Origin of the sequence: Streptococcus sp. 27098_8_76, from assembly GCF_041432315.1 — a bacterium.
Lineage (GTDB): Bacteria > Bacillota > Bacilli > Lactobacillales > Streptococcaceae > Streptococcus.
This window is the reverse complement of record NZ_JAPVZI010000004.1, coordinates 134305-159857: the sequence shown is the minus strand read 5'-3', so window position 1 is coordinate 159857 and position 25553 is coordinate 134305. Positions and strand designations below refer to the sequence as shown.

Genomic DNA, 25553 nt, shown 5'->3' with positions numbered 1-25553 from the left:
ATGATTGAACTAAAGAATATATCTAAAAAGTTTGGAAGCCGTCAGCTATTTTCAGATACGAATCTTCATTTTGAAGGTGGGAAAATTTATGCCTTAATCGGTACAAGTGGCTGTGGTAAGACAACACTCTTGAATATGATTGGACGATTAGAGCCATATGACAAAGGGCAAATCATCTATGATGGTACCTCTCTTAAAGACATCAAGCCTTCTGTTTTCTTTAGAGATTACTTGGGATACTTATTTCAAGATTTTGGCTTAATTGAAAGCCAAACCGTCAAAGAGAATCTCAATCTGGGTTTAGTTGGTAAAAAGTTGAAAGAAAAAGAGAAAATCTCTTTGATGAAACAAGCTCTAAATCGTGTAAACCTATCCTATTTGGATTTAAAGCAACCTATATTTGAGTTATCAGGAGGAGAAGCACAACGTGTTGCACTAGCGAAGATAATTTTAAAGGATCCGCCTTTGATCCTCGCAGATGAACCAACTGCGTCGCTAGACCCCAAAAACTCTGAGGAATTACTTTCTATCCTAGAATCTTTAAAAAATCCGAATCGGACCATTATTATTGCGACCCACAATCCTCTTATTTGGGAACAAGTGGACCAAGTTATTCGAGTTACCGATTTATCACATAGATGATATGGCAAGATTCATACTCAATGAAAATCAAAAAGCAAACTAGGAAGCTAGCCGCAGGCTGTACTTGAGTACGGCAAGGCGAAGCTGACGTGGTTTGAATTTGATTTTCGAAGAGTATCAGTTAGAAGAAAGAGTCACAAACACACTTTGTGGCTTTTTTATTTCCATAAAAATGGTAAAATAGTAGGAGTAGAAATGGAGTTCGAGACATGAAAGTAATAGATCAATTTAAAAATAAGAAAGTCCTTGTTTTAGGTTTGGCCAAGTCTGGTGAATCTGCAGCTCGTTTGTTGGATAAGCTAGGTGCCATTGTGACGGTAAATGACGGGAAACCTTTCGAGGACAATCCAGCTGCGCAAAGTTTGCTGGAAGAAGGGATCAAGGTCATTACAGGTGGCCATCCTTTGGAACTCTTGGATGAAGAGTTTGCCCTTATGGTGAAAAATCCAGGTATCCCCTACAGCAATCCCATGATTGAAAAGGCGTTGGCTAAGGGAATTCCAGTCTTGACTGAGGTGGAATTGGCTTACTTGATTTCAGAAGCGCCAATTATCGGTATCACAGGTTCAAATGGAAAAACAACCACAACGACGATGATTGGGGACGTTTTGACTGCTGCTGGCCAACATGGTCTCTTATCAGGAAATATTGGCTATCCTGCCAGTCAAGTGGCTCAAAGTGCTACAGACAAGGACACGCTTGTCATGGAGCTTTCTTCTTTCCAACTGATGGGTGTTCAAGAATTCCATCCTGAGATTGCGGTTATTACCAACCTCATGCCAACTCATATCGATTATCATGGTTCTTTTGAGGAATATGTGGCAGCCAAGTGGAATATCCAGAACAAGATGACAGCAGATGATTTCCTTGTCTTGAACTTTAACCAAGACTTGGCAAAAGAATTGGCTAGCAAAACACAAGCCACTGTTGTACCATTTTCAACATTTGAAAAGGTTGATGGAGCTTATTTGGAAGATGGTCAGCTCTACTTCCGTGGAGAAGTGGTCATGGCAGCTAGCGAAATCGGAGTTCCAGGTAGCCACAATGTAGAAAATGCCCTTGCGACGATTGCTGTAGCCAAGCTTCGTGGTGTAGACAACCAAACCATCAAGGAAACTCTTTCAGCCTTTGGTGGTGTCAAACACCGTCTCCAATTTGTGGATGAAATCAAGGGTGTCAAATTCTATAATGATAGCAAGTCAACCAATATCTTGGCTACTCAAAAAGCCTTGTCAGGATTTGACAACAGCAAGGTCATTTTGATTGCAGGTGGTTTGGACCGTGGCAATGAGTTTGACGAATTGGTGCCAGACATTACTGGACTTAAGAAGATGGTCATCCTCGGTCAGTCTGCAGAACGTGTCAAACGGGCAGCAGATAAGGCTGGTGTGGCTTATGTGGATGCGACTGATATTGCAGATGCAACCCGCAAGGCCTATGAATTTGCGACCCAAGGAGATGTGGTTCTTCTTAGTCCTGCCAATGCCAGCTGGGATATGTATGCTAACTTTGAAGTACGTGGCGACCTCTTTATCGACACAGTAGCGGAGTTAAAGGAATAATATGAAAAAAATTGTCTTTACAGGTGGGGGGACGGTTGGACACGTGACCCTCAATCTTTTGTTAATGCCCAAGTTCATCGAAGATGGTTGGGAAGTCCACTATATAGGGGACAAGCGTGGGATCGAACACCAAGAAATCCTCAAGTCAGGCTTGGATGTCACTTTCCACTCCATTGCGACTGGCAAATTGCGTCGCTATTTCTCTTGGCAAAATATGCTGGACGTCTTTAAAGTTGGTTGGGGAATTGTCCAATCGCTCTTTATCATGTTACGACTTCGTCCACAAGCACTTTTTTCAAAGGGAGGCTTTGTCTCAGTACCGCCTGTTATCGCTGCGCGTGTGTCAGGAGTGCCAGTCTTTATTCACGAATCTGACCTGTCTATGGGCTTGGCCAATAAAATCGCCTATAAATTTGCGATGAAGATGTATTCAACATTTGAGCAAGCTTCAAGTTTGTCTAAGGTTGAGCATGTGGGAGCAGTGACCAAGGTTTCAGATCAAAAAACTCTAGAACCAGATGAATTGGTGGATATTCAAACCCACTTTAATCCCCAATTGCCAACTGTATTGTTTGTCGGTGGTTCTGCGGGCGCTCGTGTCTTTAACCAATTGGTGACAGACCATAAGAAAGAACTGACAGAGCGCTACAATATTATCAATCTAACTGGAGATTCTAGTCTGAACGAGTTGAGCCAAAATCTCTTTCGTGTCGACTACGTGACCAATCTCTATCAACCCTTGATGGAATTGGCTGATATTGTTGTGACACGTGGTGGTGCCAATACGATTTTTGAGCTCTTAGCCATGGCAAAATTGCATGTTATTGTGCCACTTGGTCGTGAAGCAAGTCGTGGTGACCAGATTGAAAATGCGGCTTACTTTGTAAAAAAAGGCTATGCAGAAGAGCTTCAAGAAAGCGATTTGACCTTGGACAGTTTAGAAGAGAAGCTTTCTCACTTACTAAGTCACAAGGAAGACTACCAAGCTAAGATGAAGGCTTCAAAGGAATTGAAATCTCTAGCAGATTTTTATCAATTGTTGAAAAAAGATTTATCATAAGGAAAGTAAATGTCAAAAGATAAGAAAAATGAGGGCAAAGAAATCCTCGAAGAATTTAAAGAGTTATCAGAATGGCAGAAACGGAACCAAGAATATCTAAAAAAGAAGGCTGAAGAAGAGGTGGCCCTAGCTGAGGAGAAGGAAAAGGAAAGACAAGCTCAAATGGGAGAAGAATCTGAGAAATCAGAGGACCAGGAGAGTGAAACAGACCATGAAGACTCAGAAGCAGCTAAGGAAGAGTCTGAGGAAAAAGTAGAATCCTCAGAGGGTGACAAAGAGGAAAAAGAGATAGAAGAATCAGGATCTAAAGAGGACGAGGACCAGGATAAAAAGGCTATAAAAGAAAAACCAGCCAAAGCAAAGATTCCTGGCCTCCATATCTTGCGAGCTCTAACGATTTTATTTCCAAGTCTGCTTTTATTGATTATCTCTGCTTACTTACTCAGTCCTTATGCGACCATGAAGGATATCCGTGTTGAGGGAACGGTGCAAACTACGGCTGATGATATCCGACAGGCTTCAGGCATTCAGGATTCGGATTATACGATTAACCTTTTGCTAGACAAGGCAAAATATGAAGAGCGGATCAAGTCTAACTATTGGGTTGAATCAGCTCAGCTTGTTTATCAATTTCCAACTAAGTTCACTATCAAGGTTAAGGAATATGATATTGTGGCCTACTATATTTCTGGTGAAAACCATTATCCTATTCTTTCCAGTGGTCAGCTTGAGACCAGTTCTGTGAGCCTGGTCAGTTTACCAGAAACTTATTTATCAGTTCTCTTTAATGACAGCGAACAAATCAAGGCTTTTGTCTCAGAACTTGCTCAAATTAGCCCAGAACTTAAGGCGGCTATTGAAAAGGTGGAACTAGCCCCAAGCAAGGTAACATCAGATTTAATTCGATTGACTATGAATGATTCAGACGAAGTCTTGGTTCCCCTTTCTGAAATGAGTAAGAAACTGCCTTATTACAGCAAGATTAAGCCTCAATTGTCAGAACCAAGTGTGGTCGATATGGAAGCTGGAATTTACAGTTACACAGTGGCGGATAAATTAATTATGGAGGCTGAGGAAAAAGCCAAACAAGAGGCTAAGGAAGCTGAGAAAAAGCAGGAAGAAGAACGTAAACGTTTAGAAGAAGAACAGAAAAAACAAGAGGAACAGAGCAATCGAAACCAAACGACCCAGCGCTCATCGCGTCGCTAGGTTTAGCTTTTCTTCTATAGCTCTCTTTAGTTGCCATGTTTTTACTTGACAAGTGCTAGTAGAAATAATAGAATAGTAAAAAACCTTTAAAGCAGTCCAGAGAGGCAGCTAAGGTTAGACGGTGAAAGGGTGGAGACTACCCATTTTTCGTGGAACCTTGCTGTTGGCAGGTTCCTTTTTTCGTGGCTTCTTGTGGCCAGACTCTCTCACTAGCAAAGGTAAAAGGAGAAACCTATGCGAGAACATCGTCCAGTCATTGCTCTTGATTTTCCTAGTTTTGAGGCGGTCAAGGAATTCTTAGCTCTTTTTCCAGCAGAAGAAAGCCTTTATCTAAAGGTAGGGATGGAGCTTTATTACGCAACGGGGCCTGAGATTGTGTCTTACTTGAAAGATTTGGGTCACAGTGTCTTTTTGGATCTCAAGTTGCATGACATTCCCAATACAGTCAAATCAGCTATGAAGGTCCTGTCTCAGCTTGGTGTGGATATGACCAATGTTCATGCTGCTGGAGGTGTAGAGATGATGAAGGCTGCGCGTGAAGGTCTTGGAAGTCAAGCCAAATTGATCGCTGTAACGCAGCTGACATCAACCTCAGAAGCTCAGATGCAGAACTTTCAAAATATCCAAACCAGCCTGCAAGAGTCTGTGATTCATTATGCCAAGAAGACAGCTGAAGCGGGTTTGGACGGTGTCGTTTGCTCGGCTCAGGAAGTGCAAGTCATCAAACAGGCTACCAATCTAGAGTTTATCTGTCTGACACCGGGCATTCGTCCTACAGGTGCTGCAGTTGGAGACCAAAAACGCGTGATGACGCCAGCGGATGCCTATCAAATCGGTAGTGACTATATCGTGGTGGGACGTCCCATTACCCAAGCTGAAAATCCTGTTGCAGCTTATCATGCCATCAAGGATGAATGGACACAGGACTGGAATTAAAGAACTAGATTAGAAAAATAAAAGGAGAATACCATGACACTTGCTAAAGATATCGCTAGCCACCTCTTGAAAATCCAAGCCGTTTACCTCAAACCAGAGGAGCCTTTCACTTGGGCATCTGGTATCAAGTCGCCGATTTATACTGATAATCGTGTGACATTAGCCTATCCAGAAACTCGTACTCTCATTGAAAATGGTTTTGTGGATGCTATCAAAGAAGCCTTTCCTGAGGTTGAGGTGATTGCAGGAACTGCGACAGCAGGGATTCCTCACGGAGCCATCATTGCTGATAAGATGAATTTACCATTTGCCTACATCCGTAGCAAACCAAAAGACCATGGAGCTGGTAATCAAATTGAAGGCCGTGTAGCTCAGGGTCAAAAAATGGTAGTGGTTGAAGACCTCATTTCAACTGGTGGTTCTGTTCTCGAGGCCGTAGCAGCCGCTAAACGCGAAGGAGCAGATGTGCTTGGAGTAGTAGCGATTTTCAGCTACCAATTGCCAAAAGCAGATAAGAACTTTGCGGATGCTGGCGTGAAATTGGTAACACTTTCAAACTATAGTGAGCTTATCCATCTAGCCCAAGAAGAAGGCTATATCACACCAGAAGGACTCGATCTTCTAAAACGCTTTAAAGAAGACCAAGAAAATTGGCAAAATGCTTAAGACATAGAAAATCAGGTAGTCACTAGGCTTACCTGATTTCTTTTTGTGATTTCATGAGTATTAGTCGACTTTTCCACCTTCAACAACTAGGTCATCTGCTTTAGCAGCGTCACCGTAGGTTGGGTGGAGTGTTTTTTCATAGGCCTTGTGGAAGAAGTTTTCCTTACCTAATTTTTCAATATCTTTATTGAGGAAGTCTAGCAATTCTTGGTTCCCTTTTTGAACTGCCGCTGCAATGGTATCTGGATTACCGAGGGAAGTAATTCCTACTTCAAATCCTTTGTTTTCAAGCGCCCAAGCTAGGACTTCCGTATTGTCAGTTGAAAAGGCATCTCCACGTCCGTCAAGAAGGGCTTGGTAAGAGTCGCTGTATTGGTCGTATTTTTGAAGTTTGATTTCTGGATGATTTTTTTCAAAATAAGTCTCAGCCGTCGTTCCTTTTGTGACAATCAAGGTTTTACCTTCAAGTTGTTTGACGTCTGTAATGAGACCAGTCTTAGGTGATACGACACCCAGAGAAACTTTCATATATGGAAGGGCAAAATCAACTTGTTTCTTGCGTTCGTCAGTTACTGTAAAGTTGGCAAGGGTAATATCCACCTTGTTTGAAATCAAGTATTCAGCACGGTTGGCAGCATCGACTGAAACGTATTTAACCTTGACACCTAGGTCTTGGGCCAGCTGGTTTCCCAACTCGATGTCGTAACCTTGATAAGAACCGTCATTGTCAACATAACCAAATGGTTTCTTGTCTCCAAATACGGCGATTCGTAGCTCACCGCTTTTTTTGATTTCATCGATAGTGCGAGCCTTGGCAGTGGTTTTTCCAGATGATGAACCAGCATTTCCACCTGAGCTACAAGCTGTAACAAAGATGAGGGCAAAGGCAAGTGCCAAAACAGTTAAGAGTGGTTTGAGTAGTTTCATAAAAATCTCCTTTATAGATATGAGCCAAATTGGCTAAAGTCAAAGACGTTTAAAAATTCCTGAGCTCGTTTGGTTTGCGGATTGGTAAAGAAGGCTTGAGCCGTTCCTTCTTCAGCGATTTTCCCTTGGTCTAGGAAGATAATGCGGTCTGCAATGGCTTGGGCAAACTGCATTTCATGAGTTACTAAAATCATGGTGCGACCTTCTTGAGCCAAGTCATTGATGAGTTCTAGCACCTCACGTACCATTTCTGGATCTAGCGAAGCAGTCACTTCGTCAAAGAGGATAATTTCTGGATGCATGAGGAGGGCACGGACAATTGCAACCCGTTGCTTCTGTCCACCAGATAATTGACGAGCAAAGCTATGTTGTTTATCTAGCAATCCGACACGTTCCAGTAATTGCAAAGCTTCTTCCGTTACTTCCTTCTTATCTCTTCCCTGAGCCTTGATAGGGCCTAGGATGAGGTTTTGTAGGACATCCAGATGGGGAAAGAGTTCATAACTTTGAAAGACCATGCCAATCTTTTGGCGAACTAGGTGAAAATCTTTTTTATTTTCAACGATAGACTGACCATCTAGCAGAATATCTCCACCTTGAATACTTTCTAAGCCATTGAGGCAACGAAGGAGAGTACTTTTCCCACAACCAGATGGCCCTAGGATAACGACAACTTCTCCCTTTTTAATATCTAAAGAAAGTCCTTGGAGGATGGGATTGTCTCCGAAGGATTTTTTGAGTTCCTTGATTTCTAAGATAGTTTCAGACATTTAGTTCCTCCAATGTTTTTCTAAGTGAGTGGATAGTTTGGAAATAGGAAAGCAAACTGAGAAATACAAGACCAGAATGGTTCCATAAATCCAAAAGGAAGCAGTTGGGATAGTCAAGCGATTGCTATCGATGATTTGTTGTCCAACCTTGGTCACTTCAACAACCCCAATCAGGACAACCAAGGAAGTCGTTTTAATCATCCGAGTGACAAGATTGATCGCTTGTGGAAGTAGTCTTCTCAAGACCTGTGGGATGATGATGTGGTAGTAAAGTTGAATATTGGTCAAGCCCAGTGCTTGTCCACTTTCAAACTGATGTTTAGGGAGGGAAGTGATAGCTCCACGGACTAAGTCCCCCATTTCAGCTGTTCCCCAGAGGGTAAAAACGATAATAGCTGAAGTCTCACCTGAGATATTGATATTAAAGTTTCGAGCCAAGCCAAAGTAAACGATGAAGAGTAGCACAAGCTGGGGCATGATACGGATGAATTCCAGATACAATCGTGTCAAAAATCGTACGATTCTAGAATGGGAGGTCATGATGATCCCCATGACTGTTCCGAACATCATGGATAAGAGGACAGACAGGATGGATATTCCAATCGTAACGCCTAGTCCCTGTAAGATTCTCAGGAGATTATTTCCCTGAAAGAGTACTTGGATTCCCGAATCCTGCATGGCGGAGCCTCCTTTCTATCCAGCTAAAGACCAGTGAGATGGGTAGCAGCATCATCAGATAAGCAACTACCAACATAGCTAGCGCAATGTCTGTCTCATAATAGAGTCCAATCAAGTCCTTGGCAACGTACATGAGGTCGGCCAAAGCCACTGCTGAGAAAACAGAGGTTTCCTTGATGAGGAAAATGACATTGGCACTAAAAGAGGGGAGTGCCACCGCTGTTGCTTGCGGAAGAACCACATAGCGAAAGACCTGTATAGGTGTCAGACCGATAGCTAACCCAATCTCCTGCTGGGTTTGACTGACGGCTTCCAGCCCACTTCGGAAAGATTCTGCCATATAGGAGCCTCCTAAAAAGACCAGTCCTAAAGTGGCACAGACTTCTGAAGATAGGACAATCCCGATTCGGGGAAGTCCGAAGTAGAGAAAGAAGAGTTGAATCAAAAGGGGCGTATTACGTGACAATTCAATATAGGCTGTCGCTACTTGCGCCAAAACAGGGATGCGGTAATGCCGGATGATACTAACGATTAAACCGAGCAGAAAGGATCCCAAAATTCCCCAAACTGCAATATGCAAGGTTAGAAGAAATGCCTTTTGATATAGTGGTAGATATTGTTCAACAATGGACCAATCCAAAAATAGAACCTCCCATCTAGAAATAATACAGTTATTGTAGCACTTAAAATCTCCTTTGGATAATATCTATTTTTTATTGCCCTTATAAGGATTTTTTATCATAGACATAAAATTTCTGAAATTTCCAAACAAAATATTTGAAAAGTTTTGAAAAAAGAGTTAAGATATTTTTGTAATATACAAAGTAAACGCTTACTTATTAAGGAGGACATTTTATGTCATACAAAACAAGCAATGCAGAAGGCCATGTAGACTTCATCAATACCTATGATTTGGAACCAATGGCGCAACAAGTTATTCCTAAAGCAGCATTTGGCTATATCGCTAGTGGGGCGGAAGATACTTTTACTTTACGTGAGAATATTCGCGCCTTTAACCACAAGCTCATCGTTCCTCATACACTCTGCAATGTAGAAAATCCAAGTACAGAGATTGAATTTGCAGGCGAAAAATTGTCTTCACCAATCATTATGGCGCCTGTTGCGGCTCATAAATTAGCAAATGAACAGGGTGAAGTGGCGACTGCGCGTGGTGTGCATGAGTTTGGTTCTCTTTATACAACCAGCTCTTACTCTACTGTCGACCTTCCAGAAATTACGGAAGCCCTTCAAGGGACACCTCATTGGTTCCAATTTTACTTTAGTAAAGATGACGGAATCAACCGCCACATCATGGACCGTGTGAAAGCTGAAGGTTATAAAGCGATTGTCTTGACGGCAGATGCTACTGTAGGGGGGAATCGTGAGGTTGATAAGCGTAATGGTTTTGTCTTCCCAGTTGGCATGCCGATTGTTGAGGAATACCTTCCAGAAGGTGCTGGAAAATCAATGGATTTTGTTTACAAATCAGCTAAACAACGATTGTCTCCACGTGATGTAGAATTTATCTCTGAATACTCAGGACTTCCTGTTTATGTCAAGGGACCACAATGCCGTGAGGATGTTGAACGTTCGCTTGCTGCAGGTGCTTCTGGTATCTGGGTAACCAACCATGGTGGTCGCCAAATCGATGGTGGACCAGCTGCCTTTGACTCACTTCAAGAAGTAGCAGAAGCAGTTGACAAACGTGTGCCAATCGTCTTTGACTCAGGTATTCGTCGTGGTCAACACGTCTTTAAAGCCTTGGCTTCAGGAGCAGACTTGGTAGCTATTGGTCGCCCGGTTATCTATGGCTTAGCTCTCGGCGGTAGTGTTGGTGTGCGTCAAGTCTTTGAACACTTGAATGCGGAATTGAAGACAGTTATGCAGTTGTCTGGAACTCAGACTATTGAAGATGTCAAACACTTCAAACTCCGTCACAACCCATACAACCCAACCTTCCCAGTTGACCCACGTGACTTAAAATTGTATTGATAAAACAACTTGCCTCCACTTGATGTGGAGGTTTTTCTTCGTCTATAGGAGGAAGAAATCACCATTAAAAACAATATAAATATATTTTCTAATCAAATATCTTGCTAGGGCTTTCATTTTTTGCTATACTGGTGCAGTAATTAAATAATAAAGACATTTGGGGTGCTTTAGGCTGAGATGATACCCATTGAACCTGCTACAGTTAAGACTGGCGAAGGGAAATGTGAAACGTTTTTTCGTGTGGCGAAATGAACAATCTAATCTTGTAAGCTAAACTCTAATTCTTGATTGTAATTGGAGTTTTTTTGTTCATATAAGCTAGATGACGGTGATACAAAGCATTTAGGTAGCTCTTCTTGAACGCCCTTGATTTTCTTTAAAAAGGTCAAGTAAAACTAGGATTTTCTTGATGTTTTGTTGATTACGAACGAGTAAAGAGAGGAAAAGTAAATATGGAAACACAAGACTATGCATTTGAGCCAGGTTTGATTGTTGGAGAATTATTAAAAAGCAGTCAGAAGGATTGGCAGGATGCAATCAATCATCGTTTTGTTAAGGAACTTTTTGCGGGGAAAATTGAGAATAAGGTCTTAAAAGACTACCTAATTCAAGATTATCACTTCTTTGATGCCTTCTTATCCATGCTGGGTGCCTGCGTAGCCCACGCAGACCAGCTTGAATCCAAGCTTCGTTTTGCCAAGCAACTAGGCTTTCTTGAAGCAGATGAAGACGGTTATTTCCAAAAGGCTTTCAAAGAGTTAAAAGTATCTGAGAATGACTATCTGGAAGTGACCTTGCATCCTGTAACAAAAGCCTTTCAGCAGCTTATGTATTCTGCTGTGTCTTCATCAGACTATGCCCATCTTTTGGTCATGCTGGTCATTGCAGAAGGTCTCTATTTAGACTGGGGTTCTAAAGATTTGGCTCTACCTGAAGCCTATATTCATTCGGAATGGATCAATCTCCACAGAGGTCCTTTCTTTGCAGAGTGGGTTCAATTTCTGGTTGACGAACTCAATCGTGTCGGAAAAGGTCGAGAAGATTTGACAGAACTTCAGCAACGCTGGAATCAAGCGGTCGCTTTAGAATTAGCCTTTTTTGATATTGGTTATGACGCCTAGAGAAGGTTTAGGATATTTACAAATTTGATGAGATAATTCTCTTCGAAAATCTCTTCAAACCACGTCAGCTTCACCTTAGATTATATATGTGACTGACTTCGTCAGTCTTATCTACAACCTCAAAGCAGTGCTTTGAGCAGCCTGCGGCTAGCTTCCTAGTTTGCTCTTTGATTTTCATTGAGCATAAATCATTCAATGTAACTGAAAAATTTCTTAACGAAAGATAGAGATAAATCGAAATCAGTAGATTGTATAAAGTGAAAAGGAAGGATTTCAATATGACAAGTTTAAAATTATTAAAAGAAAAAGCACCTTTGGTCATTTGCATAACCAATGATGTAGTAAAAAATTTCACAGCAAATGGATTAGTAGCACTGGGTGCATCACCAGCCATGAGTGAGTTTCCAGCAGATTTAGAGGATTTGTTAAAGTATGCTGGAGGTTTATTAATAAACATAGGAACATTGACAGATGAAAATTGGAAATTATACCAAGCTGCTCTGAAAATTGCAGAGAAATATAATGTCCCAGCAGTTTTAGATCCTGTAGCCTGTGGAGCAGGAGAATATAGAAAAAAAGTAGCAGATGATCTAATTAACAATTACAAACTAGCAGCGATTAGAGGGAATGCTGGAGAGATTGCTTCTTTAGTAGGTATAAATGTGGCATCTAAAGGAGTAGATAGTGCGGGCGTAGATAATATTGAAGAAATTGCTCTAGCAGCAAATGAGAAGTTCAATATTCCAATTGTAGTAACAGGTGAAGTGGATGCTATTGCGGTAAATGGAGAAGTGGTAACGATTCATAATGGTAGTGCCATGATGCCAAAAGTTATTGGGACAGGATGCTTATTAGGTGCTGTAGTAGCAAGCTTTATCGGACTTGAAAAAGGTCAAGAATTAAAATCATTAGAAACAGCAATGTTGGTTTACAATATCGCTGGAGAAATGGCAGAAAAACGTCCAAATGGACATCTTCCTGGAACATTTAAAGTTGAATTTATAAATGCCTTATACGAGATTACAGATGAAGATGTAAAGGAATTCAAAAGAGTGAAGTAAAATGTTTCATAAAGAATTACTAAAACTATATTTTATTTGTGGAACGACTACTTGCCAAGGAAAAGATCTATATAAGGTCGTTGAGGAAGCCTTAAAAGGTGGTATAACCTTATTTCAATTCCGTGAAAAAGGTGAGGGAGCCCTGAAAGGTATAGAAAAAGTCGAATTAGCAATAAAACTACAGGCTCTTTGTAAAAAATACAATGTGCCGTTTATTGTTAATGATGATATTGATTTGGCAATGGAAATTGACGCTGATGGCGTACATGTAGGACAGGATGACCTTGGAGTTGATGAAATTAGAAAATTGATGCCAGATAAAATAATTGGTCTTTCTATAAAAAACGAGGAAGAATTTCAACAATCAAAAGTTGAATATGTAGATTATGTTGGTGTTGGTCCTGTATTTGATACCCAGTCAAAAGATGATGCTGGTGGTGCTATAGGTTATGAAGGTCTTAAATTGATGAGAAAACTATTGCCACAAATGCCCTTAGTTGCAATTGGTGGGATACAGACGAAACATATTAAAGACATTATGATGACCAATGTTGACGGTGTTTCAATCATTTCAGCAATATCGTATGCAAAAAATATAGAAAAAACTGTTCGGGAAATGAGTGAACAATAGGTATCGATCCTTGGATTCTAAGTCAGTGGAAGTTTCCCTTTTCTAAAAAGCTATGCCTAGATTTAGCTCAAATGGCTAATCTATCAAACAAGTCATTTGTTTTGTGAAAAAGAAAGATCTGCTATCTTTGTGAGTGCAAGGTTGTATTTTCAGTTCAATTTCTTGAACTGGAATAAATCGTTTGTTAAAATAATTATATAATTAAATAATAAAGACATTTGGGGTGCTTTAGGCTGAGATGATACCCATTGAACCTGATACAGTTAATACTGGCGAAGGGAAATGTGAGAAGTTTTTTTCGTATGTCGAAAAGAACTGTCTAATCTTGTAAGCTAAACTCTAATTCCTATCTGTAATTAGAGTTTTTTCTTTTACGAAACTGGATGAAGATGATACAAAGCATTTAGGTAGCTCACATTGAATGCCCCACTTTTCTTTAAAAAAGGAGTTTTTTATGTTGAAAAAATGGCAGTTAAAAGATGTTATCTTACTTGCTTTCTTGTCTATCTTTTTTGGTGGCGTTTTTGTGGGGTCAGGCTATCTGTTTGATATTCTCACTCTGATTTTAGCACCTCTTGGTTTACAGGCCTTTGCCAATGAAATCCTCTTTGGTCTCTGGTGTATGGCTGCGCCTATTGCTGCCATTTTTGTTCCAAGAGTGGGAAGTGCAACGATTGGAGAAGTACTAGCTGCGCTTGCTGAAGTCCTTTATGGTAGCCAATTCGGTCTAGGCGCTCTTTTGTCTGGTTTGGTTCAAGGTTTGGGAAGTGAACTTGGTTTTATCGTAACCAAGAATCGCTATGAAAGTTGGCTCTCTCTAACTGCCAATAGTATTGGGATTACGCTTGTTAGCTTTGTCTATGAATACATTAAGTTAGGTTACTATGCCTTCTCCCTTCCTTTTGTTCTTTCCTTACTAGTGGTACGTTTTATTTCCGTCTTTTTCTTCTGCACCATCTTGGTTCGTGCCATTGTCAAACTTTATCATCAGTTTGCAGCTGGGGGCAAGGCATAGATGGGGTTGGAACTACGAGCGATTCAGTCCCCAATCTTCTCTGAGCCGCTTGATTTTACTTTTCATGAGCAAGCCTTTACCTTGTTGGTTGGAAGTAGTGGGTCTGGAAAATCGAGCCTCTTTCAAATGATTGCCCAAGTCAGTTCTCTTCCCTATAGTGGTCAAGTCCTGATAGATGGGAGCGAGGTCAGTCAGTTTTCTATCATCGAACGTGTCCAGACGGTTGGTATTCTCTTTCAAAATCCCAATCATCAATTTACCATGGAGAACTTGTTTGAGGAGTTGATTTTTAGCTTGGAAAATATCGGCCATCCCATTCAGGAAATTGATTCTAAAATAGCAGAGGTGGTCCAGCAATGTCGCTGTGAGAAAATCTTGCACCGTCCCATCCATCACTTATCAGGAGGGGAAAAGCAAAAGGCTGCTTTAGCTGTTCTCTTTGCTATGAATCCTAGGGTCTATCTCTTGGATGAGCCCTTCGCTTCCATTGACCGCAAGAGTAGGATAGAGATATTGGAGATTCTAAAAGAGTTGGTCTCTGATGGGAAGACAGTTATTTTGTGCGACCATGATTTATCTGATTATGAAGCCTATATCGACCATATGGTGGAGCTAAGAGACGGACAACTAAGGAAAATAAATCAAATCCCTACCTCTGAGATGACACAGGTTTCTTCAAAGAATGTTGCTTCTAGCCCGGAACTGTTCCATATGGATCGAACGACTTGTGAGCTGGATAAGCGTCCCCTCTTTTCGATTGTGAATTTTACATTTCACCAAGGAATTTCCTGTATCTTGGGTGACAATGGTGTCGGGAAATCCACCCTCTTTCGGTCTATTCTTCAATTTCAAAAGTATAAGGGGCGCATTACCTGGAAGGGGACAGTCCTGAAAAAGAAAAAGAGTTTGTACCGTGACCTGACGGGTGTTGTTCAGGAAGCTGAGAAACAGTTTATCCGAGTCAGTCTGCGAGAGGAACTTCAATTAGATAGTTCAGACTCTGAAAAAAATCAGCGGATACTTCAAGCTTTACGATATTTTGATCTGGAGCAGGCACTTGATAAGAGTCCTTATCAATTAAGTGGTGGTCAGCAAAAGATTCTTCAGCTCTTGACCATCTTGACCAGCAAGACTTCTGTGATTTTACTAGATGAACCTTTTGCTGGTTTGGATGATAGAGCCTGCCGTTATTTTTGTCAGTGGATGTTGGAGGATAGAAATCAGGGAAGAAGTTTTTTGATCATTAGCCATCGTTTAGATCCCTTAATCTCTGTGGTTGATTATTGGATTGAGATGACTAGTCAGGTTCTCAGTCATGTGAAAAAAGTGACAATTACCAAACCACTCACATCTCAGAGTAGCAATACTCAAGGGGAGGTGAGATAGTATGGTCAAAGTAGCAACCCAGACACCGATTATCAGTCTCTTCTTGCTAATTTTATCCTTGGAAACATCTTTCATTCCTTCGATTGCTCTGAATCTCTCGGTAGTCGCATTTTGTATTCTCTTTATGCTCTATTACCGTCGATTTAAGATGTTGGCTTGGATGATTCTACTCGCCATTTTGCCATCTTTGGCTAACTACTGGGCAGTTCAGTTACACGGAGATGCTTCGCAGGCAGTCATGCTTGGAACGAGGGCCTTTGTGACCGTTTGTATTGGTCTTGTCTTTGTTTCCTCTATTTCCCTAAAAGAGCTTCTCTTGTACTTGGCTCAAAAGGGGTTATCACGCTCTTGGGCCTATGCCTTGATTGTGGTATTCAATTCCTTTCCCCTTATTCAGCAAGAAATCAAGTCCCTCAAGGAAGCTTGCTTATTACGCGGTCAAGAACTACATTTTTGGTCGCCCTTGATTTACAGTAAGGTTCTGATGACAGTCTTTAGGTGGCGCCATCTTTATCTGAGAGCCCTATCGGCGCATGGATATGACGAACATGCACAGGTGGAGAATCGCTATCGGACTTTTTATATTCCTCAAAGGACAATATTCATCTACCTGCTTTTCTTTTTATTGCTTCAAACCAGTCTATTTTTATAAAGGAGTTATTATGGAATTTACAGATATTGCGATGGAATTATCCAAGGAAGCTTGGCAGGCTTCCTTTCATCACCCCTTTGTTTTACAGTTGCAAGAGGGAAATTTAGATCCGTCCATCTTTCGCTATTACTTGATTCAGGATGCCTACTATTTGAAGTCCTTCTCAGAAGCCTATCACCTCTTGGCTGATAAGACTTTGAATGAGGAAATGAGAAGACTCTTGAAACAAAATGCTCAGAGTCTAGTGGAAGGTGAGTTATTTATCCGCCAACAATTTTTCAAGGAATTGGAAATCAGCGACCAGGAAATGGAGCAACATCCAATCGCGCCAACCTGCTATCATTATATCTCTCACATTTATCGTCAATTTGAAGAAGCAAATCTAGCCATTGCCTTTGCGAGCTTGCTGCCTTGTCCTTGGCTATATCATGATATAGGCAAATCACTTAATCTTAAACCATCACCAAATCCTCTCTACCAACAATGGATTGAAACTTATATTACGGATGAGTTAGAGCAACAGATCAGAGAGGAAGAAGCACTAGTTAATCATCTTTACAGAGAAAGCGATGAGACCGATAAGAAAAAAATGCTAGATGCCTTCCACATCAGTGTTCATATGGAAGCTAAGTTTTGGGAAATGGCCTACCAACACCAGACATGGAAGAGCGATCTACAGTCTTTAGAAACAGGAGAAGAATAGAAATATGAGGAAGCACCAATTACAAGTTCACAAATTAACCATTTTATCCATGATGATTGCTCTTGATGTAGTCCTTACGCCTATTTTTCGGATTGAGGGAATGGCACCGATGTCCAGTGTAGTCAATATTCTAGCAGGAATCATGATGGGACCTGTTTATGCTTTGGTTATGGCTACAGTGACAGCCTTTATCCGTATGACGACTCAAGGGATTCCGCCTTTGGCTCTCACAGGAGCGACTTTTGGAGCCCTTCTAGCAGGTCTCTTTTATAAGTATGGTCGAAAATTTCACTTTTCTGCCTTGGGAGAAATTGTGGGAACAGGTATTATTGGTTCAATTGTTTCCTATCCTGTTATGGTACTCTTTACAGGATCAGCTGCAAAGCTTAGCTGGTTTATCTATACTCCTCGATTTTTCGGAGCAACCTTGATTGGTACAGCGATTTCCTTTATTGCCTTTCGATTTTTAATCAAGCAGGAATTCTTTAAAAAAGTGCAGGGATATTTCTTTGATGAAAGGATAGACTGATGCAGGAATTGACAAATCCTTTTCCTCTGGCAACGACTTCCCTCATTCACTGTATTACCAATGAGATTTCATGTGAGATGCTAGCAAATGGGATTTTGGCTTTGGGATGTAAACCAGTTATGGCAGATGATTCCCGTGAGGTTCTTGATTTTACTAAGCAAAGCCAGGCACTCTTCATCAATTTGGGGCATTTGTCTGCTGAGAAGGAAAAAGCAATCCGTATGGCAGCTTCTTATGCAGCTCAAGCTGGTCTCCCAATGGTAGTAGATGCGGTTGGCGTAACAGCTTCATCCATTCGTAAGAGCTTAGTTAAAGACCTTTTAGACTATAGACCTACGGTCCTTAAAGGAAACATGTCGGAAATTCGAAGTCTTGTTGGCTTAAAACACCACGGAGTTGGGGTCGATGCGAGTGCTAAAGATCAAGAAACTGAGGATTTACTTCAAGTCTTGAAAGACTGGTGTCAGACCTATCCAGGTATGTCATTCTTAGTCACTGGCCCCAAGGACCTCATCGTTTCAAAGAATCAGGTTGCTGTATTGGGAAATGGCTGTATAGAATTAGACTGGATAACAGGGACAGGAGATTTGGTTGGAGCTTTAACAGCTGTTTTTCTTAGCCAAGGAAAGACTGCCTTTGAGGCTTCTTGTTTAGCGGTTTCTTATCTCAATATCTCTGCTGAGAAAATAGTTGTTCAAGGAATGGGATTGGAAGATTTTCGATACCAAGTTCTCAATCAACTCTCTCTCCTAAAAAGAGATGAAAACTGGCTAGATGCTATCAAAGGAGATGTTTATGAATAGAGAGGCGCTTAGACTGTATCTAGTAACCAATCGCTACCAAGATTCCTTGGAAAGTTTTCTTGAAAAGATTGAGACGGCTTGCCGTTCAGGGGTTACCATAGTCCAATTGCGAGAAAAAAATATTACAACCAATCAATATTATCAACTGGCAAAACAAGTCAAGGAAATAACAGATGCCTATCAGGTACCCTTGATAATCGATGACCGTTTGGATGTTTGTCTTGCGGTTGATGCTGCTGGTCTGCATATCGGAGACGATGAACTACCAGTTTCGGTTGCCCGACAAGTCTTGGGCTCTGAAAAAATCCTCGGTGTCACAGCTAAAACAGTAAAAAGAGCCCTAGAGGCAGAAGAAGGGGGAGCAGATTACTTGGGGACAGGAGCCATTTTCCCGACTACGACCAAGGAAAATGCACCCATCACCCTGATTTCAACCTTGAAAACAATTTGCCAAGCGGTTGCCATTCCAGTAGTTGCTATTGGAGGCTTGACTTCAGAGAACATTGACCAGCTTATTGGCACTGGCATAGCTGGAGTAGCTGTAGTACGTGATTTGATGCAGGCAGAAGATATTGAGGCAAAAACACAAGCTTTTTTAACAAAGTTGGATGACATTATTTTCTAATTAATACTCAATGAAAATCAAAGAGCAAACTAGGAAGCTAGCTGCAGGTTGCTCAAAACACAACTTTGAGATTGCAGATAAAACTGACGTAGTTTGAAGAAGTATAAAAACTCTCTAATTCCCTTAAAGTGGGAACTAGAGAGTTTTTTTAATCTTTAAAGCTTGTATGGTTGACTGGGCCAGAACCATGACCGAGTTGAGGGGCGTCTTGGATGGCTTTCGTGATAAAGGCCTTGGCTTTATCGACTGCTTGATAGAGGGTTTTCCCCTTGGCTAGTTCAGCAGTAATCACTGCAGCAAAGGTACATCCAGTACCATGTGTATGACAGGTTTGAATTCGTGGACTTTCCCAGACAAATTGGTCATCCTTGGTAAAGAGGAAATCCTTGGCACCGCCTTCGAGATGCCCACCTTTGATTACCACAGACTGAGGACCAAATTCTTTTAAAATCAGGCGACCGGCACGCTGCATGTCTTCAGGATCATGGATTGAAAAAACAACAATCTCTTCTGCCTCAGGAAGATTTGGAGTGATAATGGTTGCAAGGGGAAGCAGGTTTGTTTTTAGGTAGGTTCTGGCACTGGTATCAATCAGGGTGTCTCCGCTCGTTGCGACCATAACAGGGTCAAGGACGTAGGGACAATCCAGCTTTTTAAGATAGGGCTGGATGATTTCCATAATTTCGGTAGTTGCCAACATCCCAGTTTTTACAGCCTGAGGCTTGATATCCGAAAAGACACTCTCCAATTGGGATTTCAACATTTGAGGAGAAACGTGCTCGATTAATTGAACACCTCTGGTATTTTGAGCGACAAGACTGGTTACAACAGCCATTCCATAGACATCTCTCGCTTGGAATGACTTTAAATCTGCCATAATGCCAGCACCACCACTAGGGTCAGTCCCTGCAATGGTCAAAGCAACGGGTAAATAAGTCATCTAAAACCTCCCAACCAACTGAAGTTTGTATTCTCAAGAACAAGCTAGTCTGTTTCAGGAAGGCAATAGAAGACTGCTAGTCCCCATTATCATTTCCACTTCCATCAGCTAGCATTACCTAGATTGAGTCAAAGGGTCTAACGGTCGTTAATCTCAGCTTTACGCACCCCTAGTGGTTGTTTTCTTTTTTCTTTAGTATAGCATATTTTTATAGTTTATATAGTAAAATTTGACTGCAAATCGTTTTTCAAATGATTAAAATTCTATTTTTCGAAAAAAAGATTAATTTCATAGTTGACAAATGTAGATTTTTGAAGTATACTGATAATTGTAATTGACAAATGTAGATTTTGGAGGTGTGATTATGCAGATTTCAGATGCAGAATGGCAGGTCATGAAGATTATTTGGATGCAAGGAGAGCAGACCAGTACGGATTTGATTAGGGTTCTGGCGGAGCGATTCGACTGGTCCAAGTCAACCATTCAAACTCTTTTGGCTCGTCTGGTTGAGAAAGAGTGTCTGACTCGGAAAAAAGAAGGCAAGTCCTTTGTCTATTCAGCCCTTTTAACTTTGGACCAAAGTCGGGATTTACTTGTCCAAGATATCAAGGACAAGGTTTGTTCTCGTAGGATTAAGAACTTGTTGGCTGATTTGATTGCTGAATGTGATTTTACTCAGGCTGACTTGGAAGACTTGGAAGCTGTGATTTCTGAGAAGAAATCAAGCGCTGTAACAGAAGTAAAATGTAATTGTATGTAAAGGAGACGTCATGTTAAATAGTATTGTAACCATTGTTTGTATTACCCTTATCGCGTTTATCTTGTTTTGGTTTTTCAAAAAGCCTGAAAAATCTGGACAAAAAGCCCAGCAAAAAAACGGCTACCAAGAGATTCGAGTGGAGGTCATGGGGGGCTATACGCCTGAGTTGATTATCCTCAAAAAATCAGTGCCAGCCCGCATTGTCTTTGACCGTAAGGATCCTTCACCATGTTTGGACCAAATTGTTTTTCCAGATTTTGGTGTACATGCGGACCTGCCAATGGGTGAAGAGTATGTAGTGGAAATCACGCCTGAGCAGGCTGGAGAGTATGGTTTCTCTTGTGGCATGAATATGATGCACGGCAAGATGATTGTAGAATAGGAGAATGATATGACTGAAATTGTAAAAGCAAGTTTTGAAAATGGTGTTCAAAAAATCCGTATCCGAGCTGAGAAAGGCTATCATCCAGCCCATATCCAACTTCAAAAAGGGATTCCAGCTGAGATTACCTTTCATCGCACCACTCCTTCAAATTGTTATAAGGAAATTCTGTTTGAAGAAGAAGGCATCTTGGAACCAATCGGCGTAGATGAGGAGAAAGTCATTCGTTTTACACCTCAAGAATTAGGCCAACATGAATTTTCTTGTGGTATGAAGATGCAAAAGGGAAGTTATACAGTTGTTGAGAAGACTCGAAAATCTCTATCACTTTTACAGCGTTTTTGGATTACTAGTATCTTTACTGTGCCTCTTGTGATTCTCATGATTGGAATGTCGACAGGAGGAATTAGTCACCAAGTCATGCGTTGGGGCACCTTTTTAGCCACAACACCGATTATGCTAGTAGCAGGTGGTCCTTATATCCAAAGTGCTTGGGCTAGTTTTAAAAAGCACAATGCCAACATGGATACCTTGGTTGCTCTGGGAACCCTAGTGGCCTATTTCTATAGCTTAGTGGCCCTCTTCGCTGGTCTTCCTGTTTACTTTGAAAGTGCTGCATTTATCTTCTTCTTCGTTCTTATGGGAGCTGTTTTTGAGGAGAAAATGCGGAAAAATACTTCCCAAGCTGTGGAGAAATTACTTGACTTGCAGGCTAAAACTGCAGAAGTCTTGCGTGAGGATAACTATGTTCAAGTTCCCTTGGAGCAAGTCAAGGTAGGTGACCTGATTCGAGTGCGTCCCGGTGAAAAGATTGCAGTTGATGGGGTTGTAGTAGAAGGTGTGTCCAGTATTGACGAATCCATGGTGACAGGTGAGAGTCTGCCTGTGGACAAGACAGTTGGAGATACCGTCATTGGTTCAACCATCAATAATAGTGGAACACTTGTTTTTAGAGCAGAAAAAGTTGGTTCAGAGACTGTTTTGGCTCAGATTGTGGATTTTGTGAAGAAAGCTCAGACAAGTCGTGCGCCGATTCAGGACTTGACGGATAAGATTTCAGGGATTTTTGTCCCAGCAGTTGTCATTTTAGGGATTGTGACCTTTTGGGTTTGGTTCGTCTTGCTCAGGGATAGTGTAGTTGTGCTTGGAGCTAGCTTTGTCTCTTCTCTTCTCTACGGAGTGGCAGTTCTGATTATTGCCTGCCCTTGTGCCTTGGGACTTGCAACACCGACAGCCCTTATGGTGGGGACAGGTCGCAGTGCCAAGATGGGAGTTCTCCTCAAAAATGGAACGGTTCTACAGGAAATCCAGAAAGTCCAAACTATTGTCTTTGATAAGACCGGGACTTTGACGGAAGGGAAACCTGTGGTAACAGATGTCATCGGCAACGAAGCAGAAGTGCTTGGATTGGCAGCTTCCTTGGAAGAAGCTTCTCAACACCCACTGGCTGAAGCCGTTGTTAAGCGAGCGACTGAAACTGGACTTGAGCTTCACACTGTGGAAAATTTCCAAGCCTTGCACGGAAAAGGTGTCTCAGGGCAAATCAATGGAAAACAAGTTTTGCTTGGAAATGCTAAAATGCTGGATGGCATGAACATTTCTAGCACTTATCAAGATAAACTAGAAGAACTAGAAAAAGAAGCTAAGACAGTTGTGTTCTTGGCTGTTGAGAATGAAATCAAAGGCTTGCTTGCTCTGCAAGATATTCCTAAGGAAAATGCCAAGCTTGCCATCAGTCAGTTGAAAAAACGTGGTCTTAAAACAGTCATGCTGACAGGAGACAATGCAGGTGTGGCGCGTGCTATTGCCGATCAGATCGGAATCGAAGAGGTCATTGCAGGTGTCTTACCAGAAGAAAAAGCCCATGAAATCCATAAACTACAAGCGGCTGGTAAAGTAGCCTTTGTTGGTGATGGTATCAATGACGCTCCTGCCCTCAGTGTAGCAGATGTGGGGATTGCTATGGGAGCTGGAACAGATATTGCCATCGAGTCAGCAGATTTGGTGTTGACAACTAATAACCTCCTAGGAGTGGTTCGTGCTTTTGACATGAGTAAGAAAACCTTTCATCGTATTCTGCTCAATCTTTTCTGGGCCTTTATCTACAATGTCGCCGGAATTCCGATTGCAGCAGGAGTCTTTTCTGGTGTTGGACTGGCCCTCAATCCAGAACTGGCAGGTCTAGCTATGGCCTTTAGTTCTGTATCCGTTCTGACTAGTTCACTCTTACTAAACTTTAGTAAAATAGATTAAAAGCGGGCTTGCTCGCTTTTTATGCTCTTTGAAAATCTCTTCAAACCACGTCAGCTTTGTCTGCAACCTCAAAGCTGTGCTTTGAGTAACCTGCTGCTAGCTTCCCAGTTTGCTCTTTGATTTTCATTGAGTATTATAAAACAGAAACTAAAAACGTTTTCAAACTGTACTGTAATAGAGAATAAAAACTTCTGAGCAGATTCTTAGTAAAGTCAAAATAAATGTGATAAATTAGTATTGTAAAAATTTACTGAAACGTTTTCAAAAACTATATGAAACCTTTTTTAGTAGATTTAAAAATATTTGAAGGAGAGTTATCATTATGACTCAAGGGAAAATTACTGCATCTGCAGCAATGCTTAATGTATTGAAAACATGGGGCGTAGACACAATCTACGGTATCCCATCAGGAACACTCAGCTCATTGATGGACGCTTTGGCTGAAGACAAAGATATCCGCTTCTTGCAAGTTCGCCACGAAGAAACAGGTGCTCTTGCAGCGGTTATGCAAGCTAAATTCGGCGGCTCAATCGGGGTTGCAGTTGGTTCAGGTGGTCCAGGTGCGACTCACTTGATTAACGGTGTTTACGATGCAGCTATGGATAACACTCCATTCCTAGCGATCCTTGGATCACGTCCAGTTAACGAACTCAACATGGATGCTTTCCAAGAATTGAACCAAAACCCAATGTACAACGGTATCGCTGTATACAACAAACGTGTAGCTTACGCTGAGCAATTACCAAAAGTAATCGACGAAGCTTGCCGTGCTGCAGTTTCTAAAAAAGGTCCAGCTGTTGTTGAAATTCCAGTAAACTTCGGTTTCCAAGAAATCGACGAAAACTCATACTACGGTTCAGGTTCATACGAACGTTCATTCATCGCTCCTGCTTTGAACGAAGCTGAAATCGACAAAGCTGTTGAAATCTTGAACAATGCTGAACGTCCAGTTATCTATGCTGGTTACGGTGGTGTTAAAGCTGGTGAAGTGATCACTGAATTGTCACGTAAAATCAAAGCACCAATCATCACAACTGGTAAAAACTTTGAAGCTTTCGAATGGAACTATGAAGGTTTGACAGGTTCTGCTTACCGTGTTGGTTGGAAACCAGCCAACGAAGTGGTCTTTGAAGCAGACACAGTTCTTTTCCTTGGTTCAAACTTCCCATTTGCTGAAGTTTACGAAGCATTCAAGAACACTGAAAAATTCATCCAAGTCGATATCGACCCTTACAAACTTGGTAAACGTCATGCCCTAGACGCTTCAATCCTTGGTGATGCAGGTCAAGCAGCTAAAGCTATCCTTGACAAAGTGAACCCAGTTGAATCTACTCCATGGTGGCGTGCAAACGTTAAGAACAACCAAAACTGGCGTGATTACATGAACAAACTCGAAGGTAAAACTGAGGGTGAATTGCAATTGTATCAAGTTTACAATGCAATCAACAAACATGCTGATCAAGACGCTATCTACTCAATCGACGTAGGTGACACTACTCAAACATCTACTCGTCACCTTCACATGACACCTAAGAACATGTGGCGTACATCTCCACTCTTTGCGACAATGGGTATTGCCCTTCCTGGTGGTATCGCTGCTAAGAAAGACAATCCAGATCGCCAAGTATGGAACATCATGGGTGACGGTGCATTCAACATGTGCTACCCAGACGTTATCACAAACGTTCAATACGACCTTCCAGTTATCAACGTTGTCTTCTCAAATGGTAAATATGCCTTCATCAAGGACAAATACGAAGACACAAACAAACATTTGTTTGGTTGTGACTTCCCTAATGCTGACTATGCGAAAATCGCTGAAGCTCAAGGAGCTGTTGGATTTACAGTTGACCGTATCGAAGACATCGATGCAGTTGTTGCAGAAGCTGTTAAATTGAGCAAAGAAGGTAAAACTGTTGTTATCGATGCTCGCATCACTCCACACCGTCCACTTCCAGTAGAAGTACTTGAATTGGATCCAAAACTTCACTCAGAAGAAGCAATCAAAGCCTTCAAGGAAAAATACGAAGCAGAAGAACTCGTACCATTCCGCCTCTTCTTGGAAGAAGAAGGATTGCAATCACGCGCAATTAAATAATTCCTCTCGTCGAAAATCAAATGTAAACTGTGTTATCTTCACCTTGCCGTACTTCAGTACTGCCTGCGGTTCGATGCCTTGTTTATTCTTTGATTTTCTTAGAGCGGAACTTAAAAAGATCGGAGCAATCCGGTCTTTTTATGGAGGATAGT

The 25553-nt window shown here is 41.5% G+C and carries 26 protein-coding genes and 3 riboswitches; of the genes, 21 read left to right on the top strand and 5 right to left on the bottom strand.

The genetic code is table 11. From position 1 onward, the window contains the following. From O3636_RS04185 to pyrE, 6 genes are all read left to right on the top strand, one after another. Entirely contained in the window at nucleotides 1-642 is a 642-nt protein-coding gene (locus tag O3636_RS04185) for an ABC transporter ATP-binding protein (RefSeq protein ID WP_000571283.1), read from the top strand. A gap of 209 nt (nucleotides 643-851) precedes the next feature. Next, a complete protein-coding gene (gene murD, locus O3636_RS04180) occupies nucleotides 852-2204 on the top strand; it encodes a UDP-N-acetylmuramoyl-L-alanine--D-glutamate ligase (protein ID WP_371641867.1) in 1353 nt (450 codons plus the stop codon). Nucleotide 2205: 1 nt separating this feature from the next. Further along, nucleotides 2206-3264 (top strand): UDP-N-acetylglucosamine--N-acetylmuramyl-(pentapeptide) pyrophosphoryl-undecaprenol N-acetylglucosamine transferase, encoded by a 1059-nt coding sequence (locus O3636_RS04175; protein ID WP_247939089.1) that lies wholly within the window; start codon nucleotides 2206-2208, stop codon nucleotides 3262-3264. A gap of 9 nt (nucleotides 3265-3273) precedes the next feature. After that, entirely contained in the window at nucleotides 3274-4473 is a 1200-nt protein-coding gene (locus O3636_RS04170) for a cell division protein FtsQ/DivIB (RefSeq protein WP_000031174.1), read from the top strand. Nucleotides 4474-4707: 234 nt separating this feature from the next. Next, nucleotides 4708-5409, top strand: a complete 702-nt coding sequence (gene pyrF, locus O3636_RS04165; protein ID WP_001206735.1) for an orotidine-5'-phosphate decarboxylase — start codon at nucleotides 4708-4710, stop codon at nucleotides 5407-5409. Nucleotides 5410-5442: 33 nt separating this feature from the next. After that, nucleotides 5443-6075, top strand: coding sequence for an orotate phosphoribosyltransferase (gene pyrE, locus O3636_RS04160; protein WP_000170897.1), 633 nt, complete (start codon nucleotides 5443-5445; stop codon nucleotides 6073-6075). Nucleotides 6076-6135: 60 nt separating this feature from the next. On the opposite strand, the gene O3636_RS04155 is transcribed toward pyrE, so the two are convergent. From O3636_RS04155 to O3636_RS04140, 4 genes are read right to left on the bottom strand one after another with little or no spacing between them, the layout of a single operon-like run. Continuing rightward, complete coding sequence (locus O3636_RS04155) at nucleotides 6136-7002, bottom strand: cysteine ABC transporter substrate-binding protein (RefSeq protein ID WP_000771297.1); 867 nt, start codon at nucleotides 7000-7002, stop codon at nucleotides 6136-6138. Between the two features lie 11 nt (nucleotides 7003-7013). Next, nucleotides 7014-7772 carry an amino acid ABC transporter ATP-binding protein gene (locus O3636_RS04150; protein ID WP_000004999.1) on the bottom strand — a complete coding sequence of 253 codons (759 nt, stop codon included), beginning with the start codon at nucleotides 7770-7772 and terminating at the stop codon, nucleotides 7014-7016. Beyond that, on the bottom strand, nucleotides 7773-8450 hold the full coding sequence (locus O3636_RS04145) for an amino acid ABC transporter permease (RefSeq protein ID WP_247939091.1): 678 nt from the start codon (nucleotides 8448-8450) through the stop codon (nucleotides 7773-7775). It abuts the gene before it with no gap. Continuing rightward, the gene (locus O3636_RS04140; RefSeq protein ID WP_247939092.1) at nucleotides 8410-9090 is read right to left on the bottom strand and encodes an amino acid ABC transporter permease; all 681 of its coding nucleotides are present in this window, start codon (nucleotides 9088-9090) and stop codon (nucleotides 8410-8412) included. Before O3636_RS04140 ends, O3636_RS04145 begins: the two co-directional genes overlap by 41 nt. Before the next feature lie 215 nt (nucleotides 9091-9305). On the opposite strand from O3636_RS04140, the gene lctO reads away from it, so the two are divergent. The 11 genes from lctO to thiE (O3636_RS04085) all read left to right on the top strand — a co-directional run bounded on the left by lctO (nucleotide 9306) and on the right by thiE (O3636_RS04085) (nucleotide 18968). Further along, nucleotides 9306-10442 carry an L-lactate oxidase gene (gene lctO, locus O3636_RS04135; protein WP_265526381.1) on the top strand — a complete coding sequence of 379 codons (1137 nt, stop codon included), beginning with the start codon at nucleotides 9306-9308 and terminating at the stop codon, nucleotides 10440-10442. Between the two features lie 148 nt (nucleotides 10443-10590). Next, a riboswitch (TPP riboswitch) is annotated at nucleotides 10591-10679 on the top strand. Nucleotides 10680-10894: 215 nt separating this feature from the next. Then, nucleotides 10895-11563 carry a TenA family protein gene (locus tag O3636_RS04130; RefSeq protein WP_265526380.1) on the top strand — a complete coding sequence of 223 codons (669 nt, stop codon included), beginning with the start codon at nucleotides 10895-10897 and terminating at the stop codon, nucleotides 11561-11563. 278 nt (nucleotides 11564-11841) lie between these two features. After that, nucleotides 11842-12624: a hydroxyethylthiazole kinase gene (gene thiM / locus O3636_RS04125; RefSeq protein ID WP_265526379.1), complete on the top strand. Its 783-nt coding sequence runs from the start codon at nucleotides 11842-11844 to the stop codon at nucleotides 12622-12624. 1 nt (nucleotide 12625) lies between these two features. Beyond that, nucleotides 12626-13255 carry a thiamine phosphate synthase gene (gene thiE / locus O3636_RS04120; RefSeq protein WP_265526378.1) on the top strand — a complete coding sequence of 210 codons (630 nt, stop codon included), beginning with the start codon at nucleotides 12626-12628 and terminating at the stop codon, nucleotides 13253-13255. A 209-nt stretch (nucleotides 13256-13464) separates the two neighbouring features. Continuing rightward, a riboswitch (TPP riboswitch) is annotated at nucleotides 13465-13553 on the top strand. Between the two features lie 156 nt (nucleotides 13554-13709). Further along, nucleotides 13710-14270: an ECF transporter S component gene (locus O3636_RS04115; RefSeq protein ID WP_000915275.1), complete on the top strand. Its 561-nt coding sequence runs from the start codon at nucleotides 13710-13712 to the stop codon at nucleotides 14268-14270. Then, the gene (locus O3636_RS04110; RefSeq protein ID WP_371641861.1) at nucleotides 14271-15656 is read left to right on the top strand and encodes an ATP-binding cassette domain-containing protein; all 1386 of its coding nucleotides are present in this window, start codon (nucleotides 14271-14273) and stop codon (nucleotides 15654-15656) included. Nucleotide 15657: 1 nt separating this feature from the next. Beyond that, nucleotides 15658-16308, top strand: coding sequence for an energy-coupling factor transporter transmembrane component T (locus tag O3636_RS04105; RefSeq protein ID WP_140209027.1), 651 nt, complete (start codon nucleotides 15658-15660; stop codon nucleotides 16306-16308). 10 nt (nucleotides 16309-16318) lie between these two features. Further along, complete coding sequence (gene tenA, locus O3636_RS04100; RefSeq protein ID WP_261039648.1) at nucleotides 16319-17011, top strand: thiaminase II; 693 nt, start codon at nucleotides 16319-16321, stop codon at nucleotides 17009-17011. A 4-nt stretch (nucleotides 17012-17015) separates the two neighbouring features. Then, a complete protein-coding gene (thiW, locus tag O3636_RS04095) occupies nucleotides 17016-17540 on the top strand; it encodes an energy coupling factor transporter S component ThiW (protein ID WP_261039649.1) in 525 nt (174 codons plus the stop codon). Next, on the top strand, nucleotides 17540-18343 hold the full coding sequence (locus tag O3636_RS04090) for a hydroxyethylthiazole kinase (RefSeq protein WP_261039651.1): 804 nt from the start codon (nucleotides 17540-17542) through the stop codon (nucleotides 18341-18343). Before thiW ends, O3636_RS04090 begins: the two co-directional genes overlap by 1 nt. Further along, entirely contained in the window at nucleotides 18336-18968 is a 633-nt protein-coding gene (gene thiE / locus O3636_RS04085; RefSeq protein WP_261039652.1) for a thiamine phosphate synthase, read from the top strand. Before O3636_RS04090 ends, thiE (O3636_RS04085) begins: the two co-directional genes overlap by 8 nt. A 148-nt stretch (nucleotides 18969-19116) precedes the next feature. Here the strand turns inward: thiE (O3636_RS04085) and thiD are convergent, their stop codons facing one another. Further along, entirely contained in the window at nucleotides 19117-19908 is a 792-nt protein-coding gene (thiD, locus tag O3636_RS04080; protein WP_371641857.1) for a bifunctional hydroxymethylpyrimidine kinase/phosphomethylpyrimidine kinase, read from the bottom strand. An 83-nt stretch (nucleotides 19909-19991) separates the two neighbouring features. Next, nucleotides 19992-20089: riboswitch (TPP riboswitch) on the bottom strand. Between the two features lie 183 nt (nucleotides 20090-20272). On the opposite strand from thiD, the gene O3636_RS04075 reads away from it, so the two are divergent. The 4 genes from O3636_RS04075 (at nucleotide 20273) to spxB (ending at nucleotide 25401) form a co-directional block, all read left to right on the top strand. Further along, nucleotides 20273-20668 (top strand): CopY/TcrY family copper transport repressor, encoded by a 396-nt coding sequence (locus tag O3636_RS04075; protein WP_001167204.1) that lies wholly within the window; start codon nucleotides 20273-20275, stop codon nucleotides 20666-20668. Nucleotides 20669-20678: 10 nt separating this feature from the next. After that, nucleotides 20679-21050 carry a cupredoxin domain-containing protein gene (locus O3636_RS04070; RefSeq protein WP_023943154.1) on the top strand — a complete coding sequence of 124 codons (372 nt, stop codon included), beginning with the start codon at nucleotides 20679-20681 and terminating at the stop codon, nucleotides 21048-21050. Nucleotides 21051-21059: 9 nt separating this feature from the next. Then, the gene (locus O3636_RS04065; protein ID WP_371641854.1) at nucleotides 21060-23303 is read left to right on the top strand and encodes a heavy metal translocating P-type ATPase; all 2244 of its coding nucleotides are present in this window, start codon (nucleotides 21060-21062) and stop codon (nucleotides 23301-23303) included. A gap of 322 nt (nucleotides 23304-23625) precedes the next feature. Next, complete coding sequence (spxB, locus tag O3636_RS04060) at nucleotides 23626-25401, top strand: pyruvate oxidase (protein ID WP_371641852.1); 1776 nt, start codon at nucleotides 23626-23628, stop codon at nucleotides 25399-25401. The last annotated feature ends 152 nt before the right edge of the window (nucleotides 25402-25553 follow it).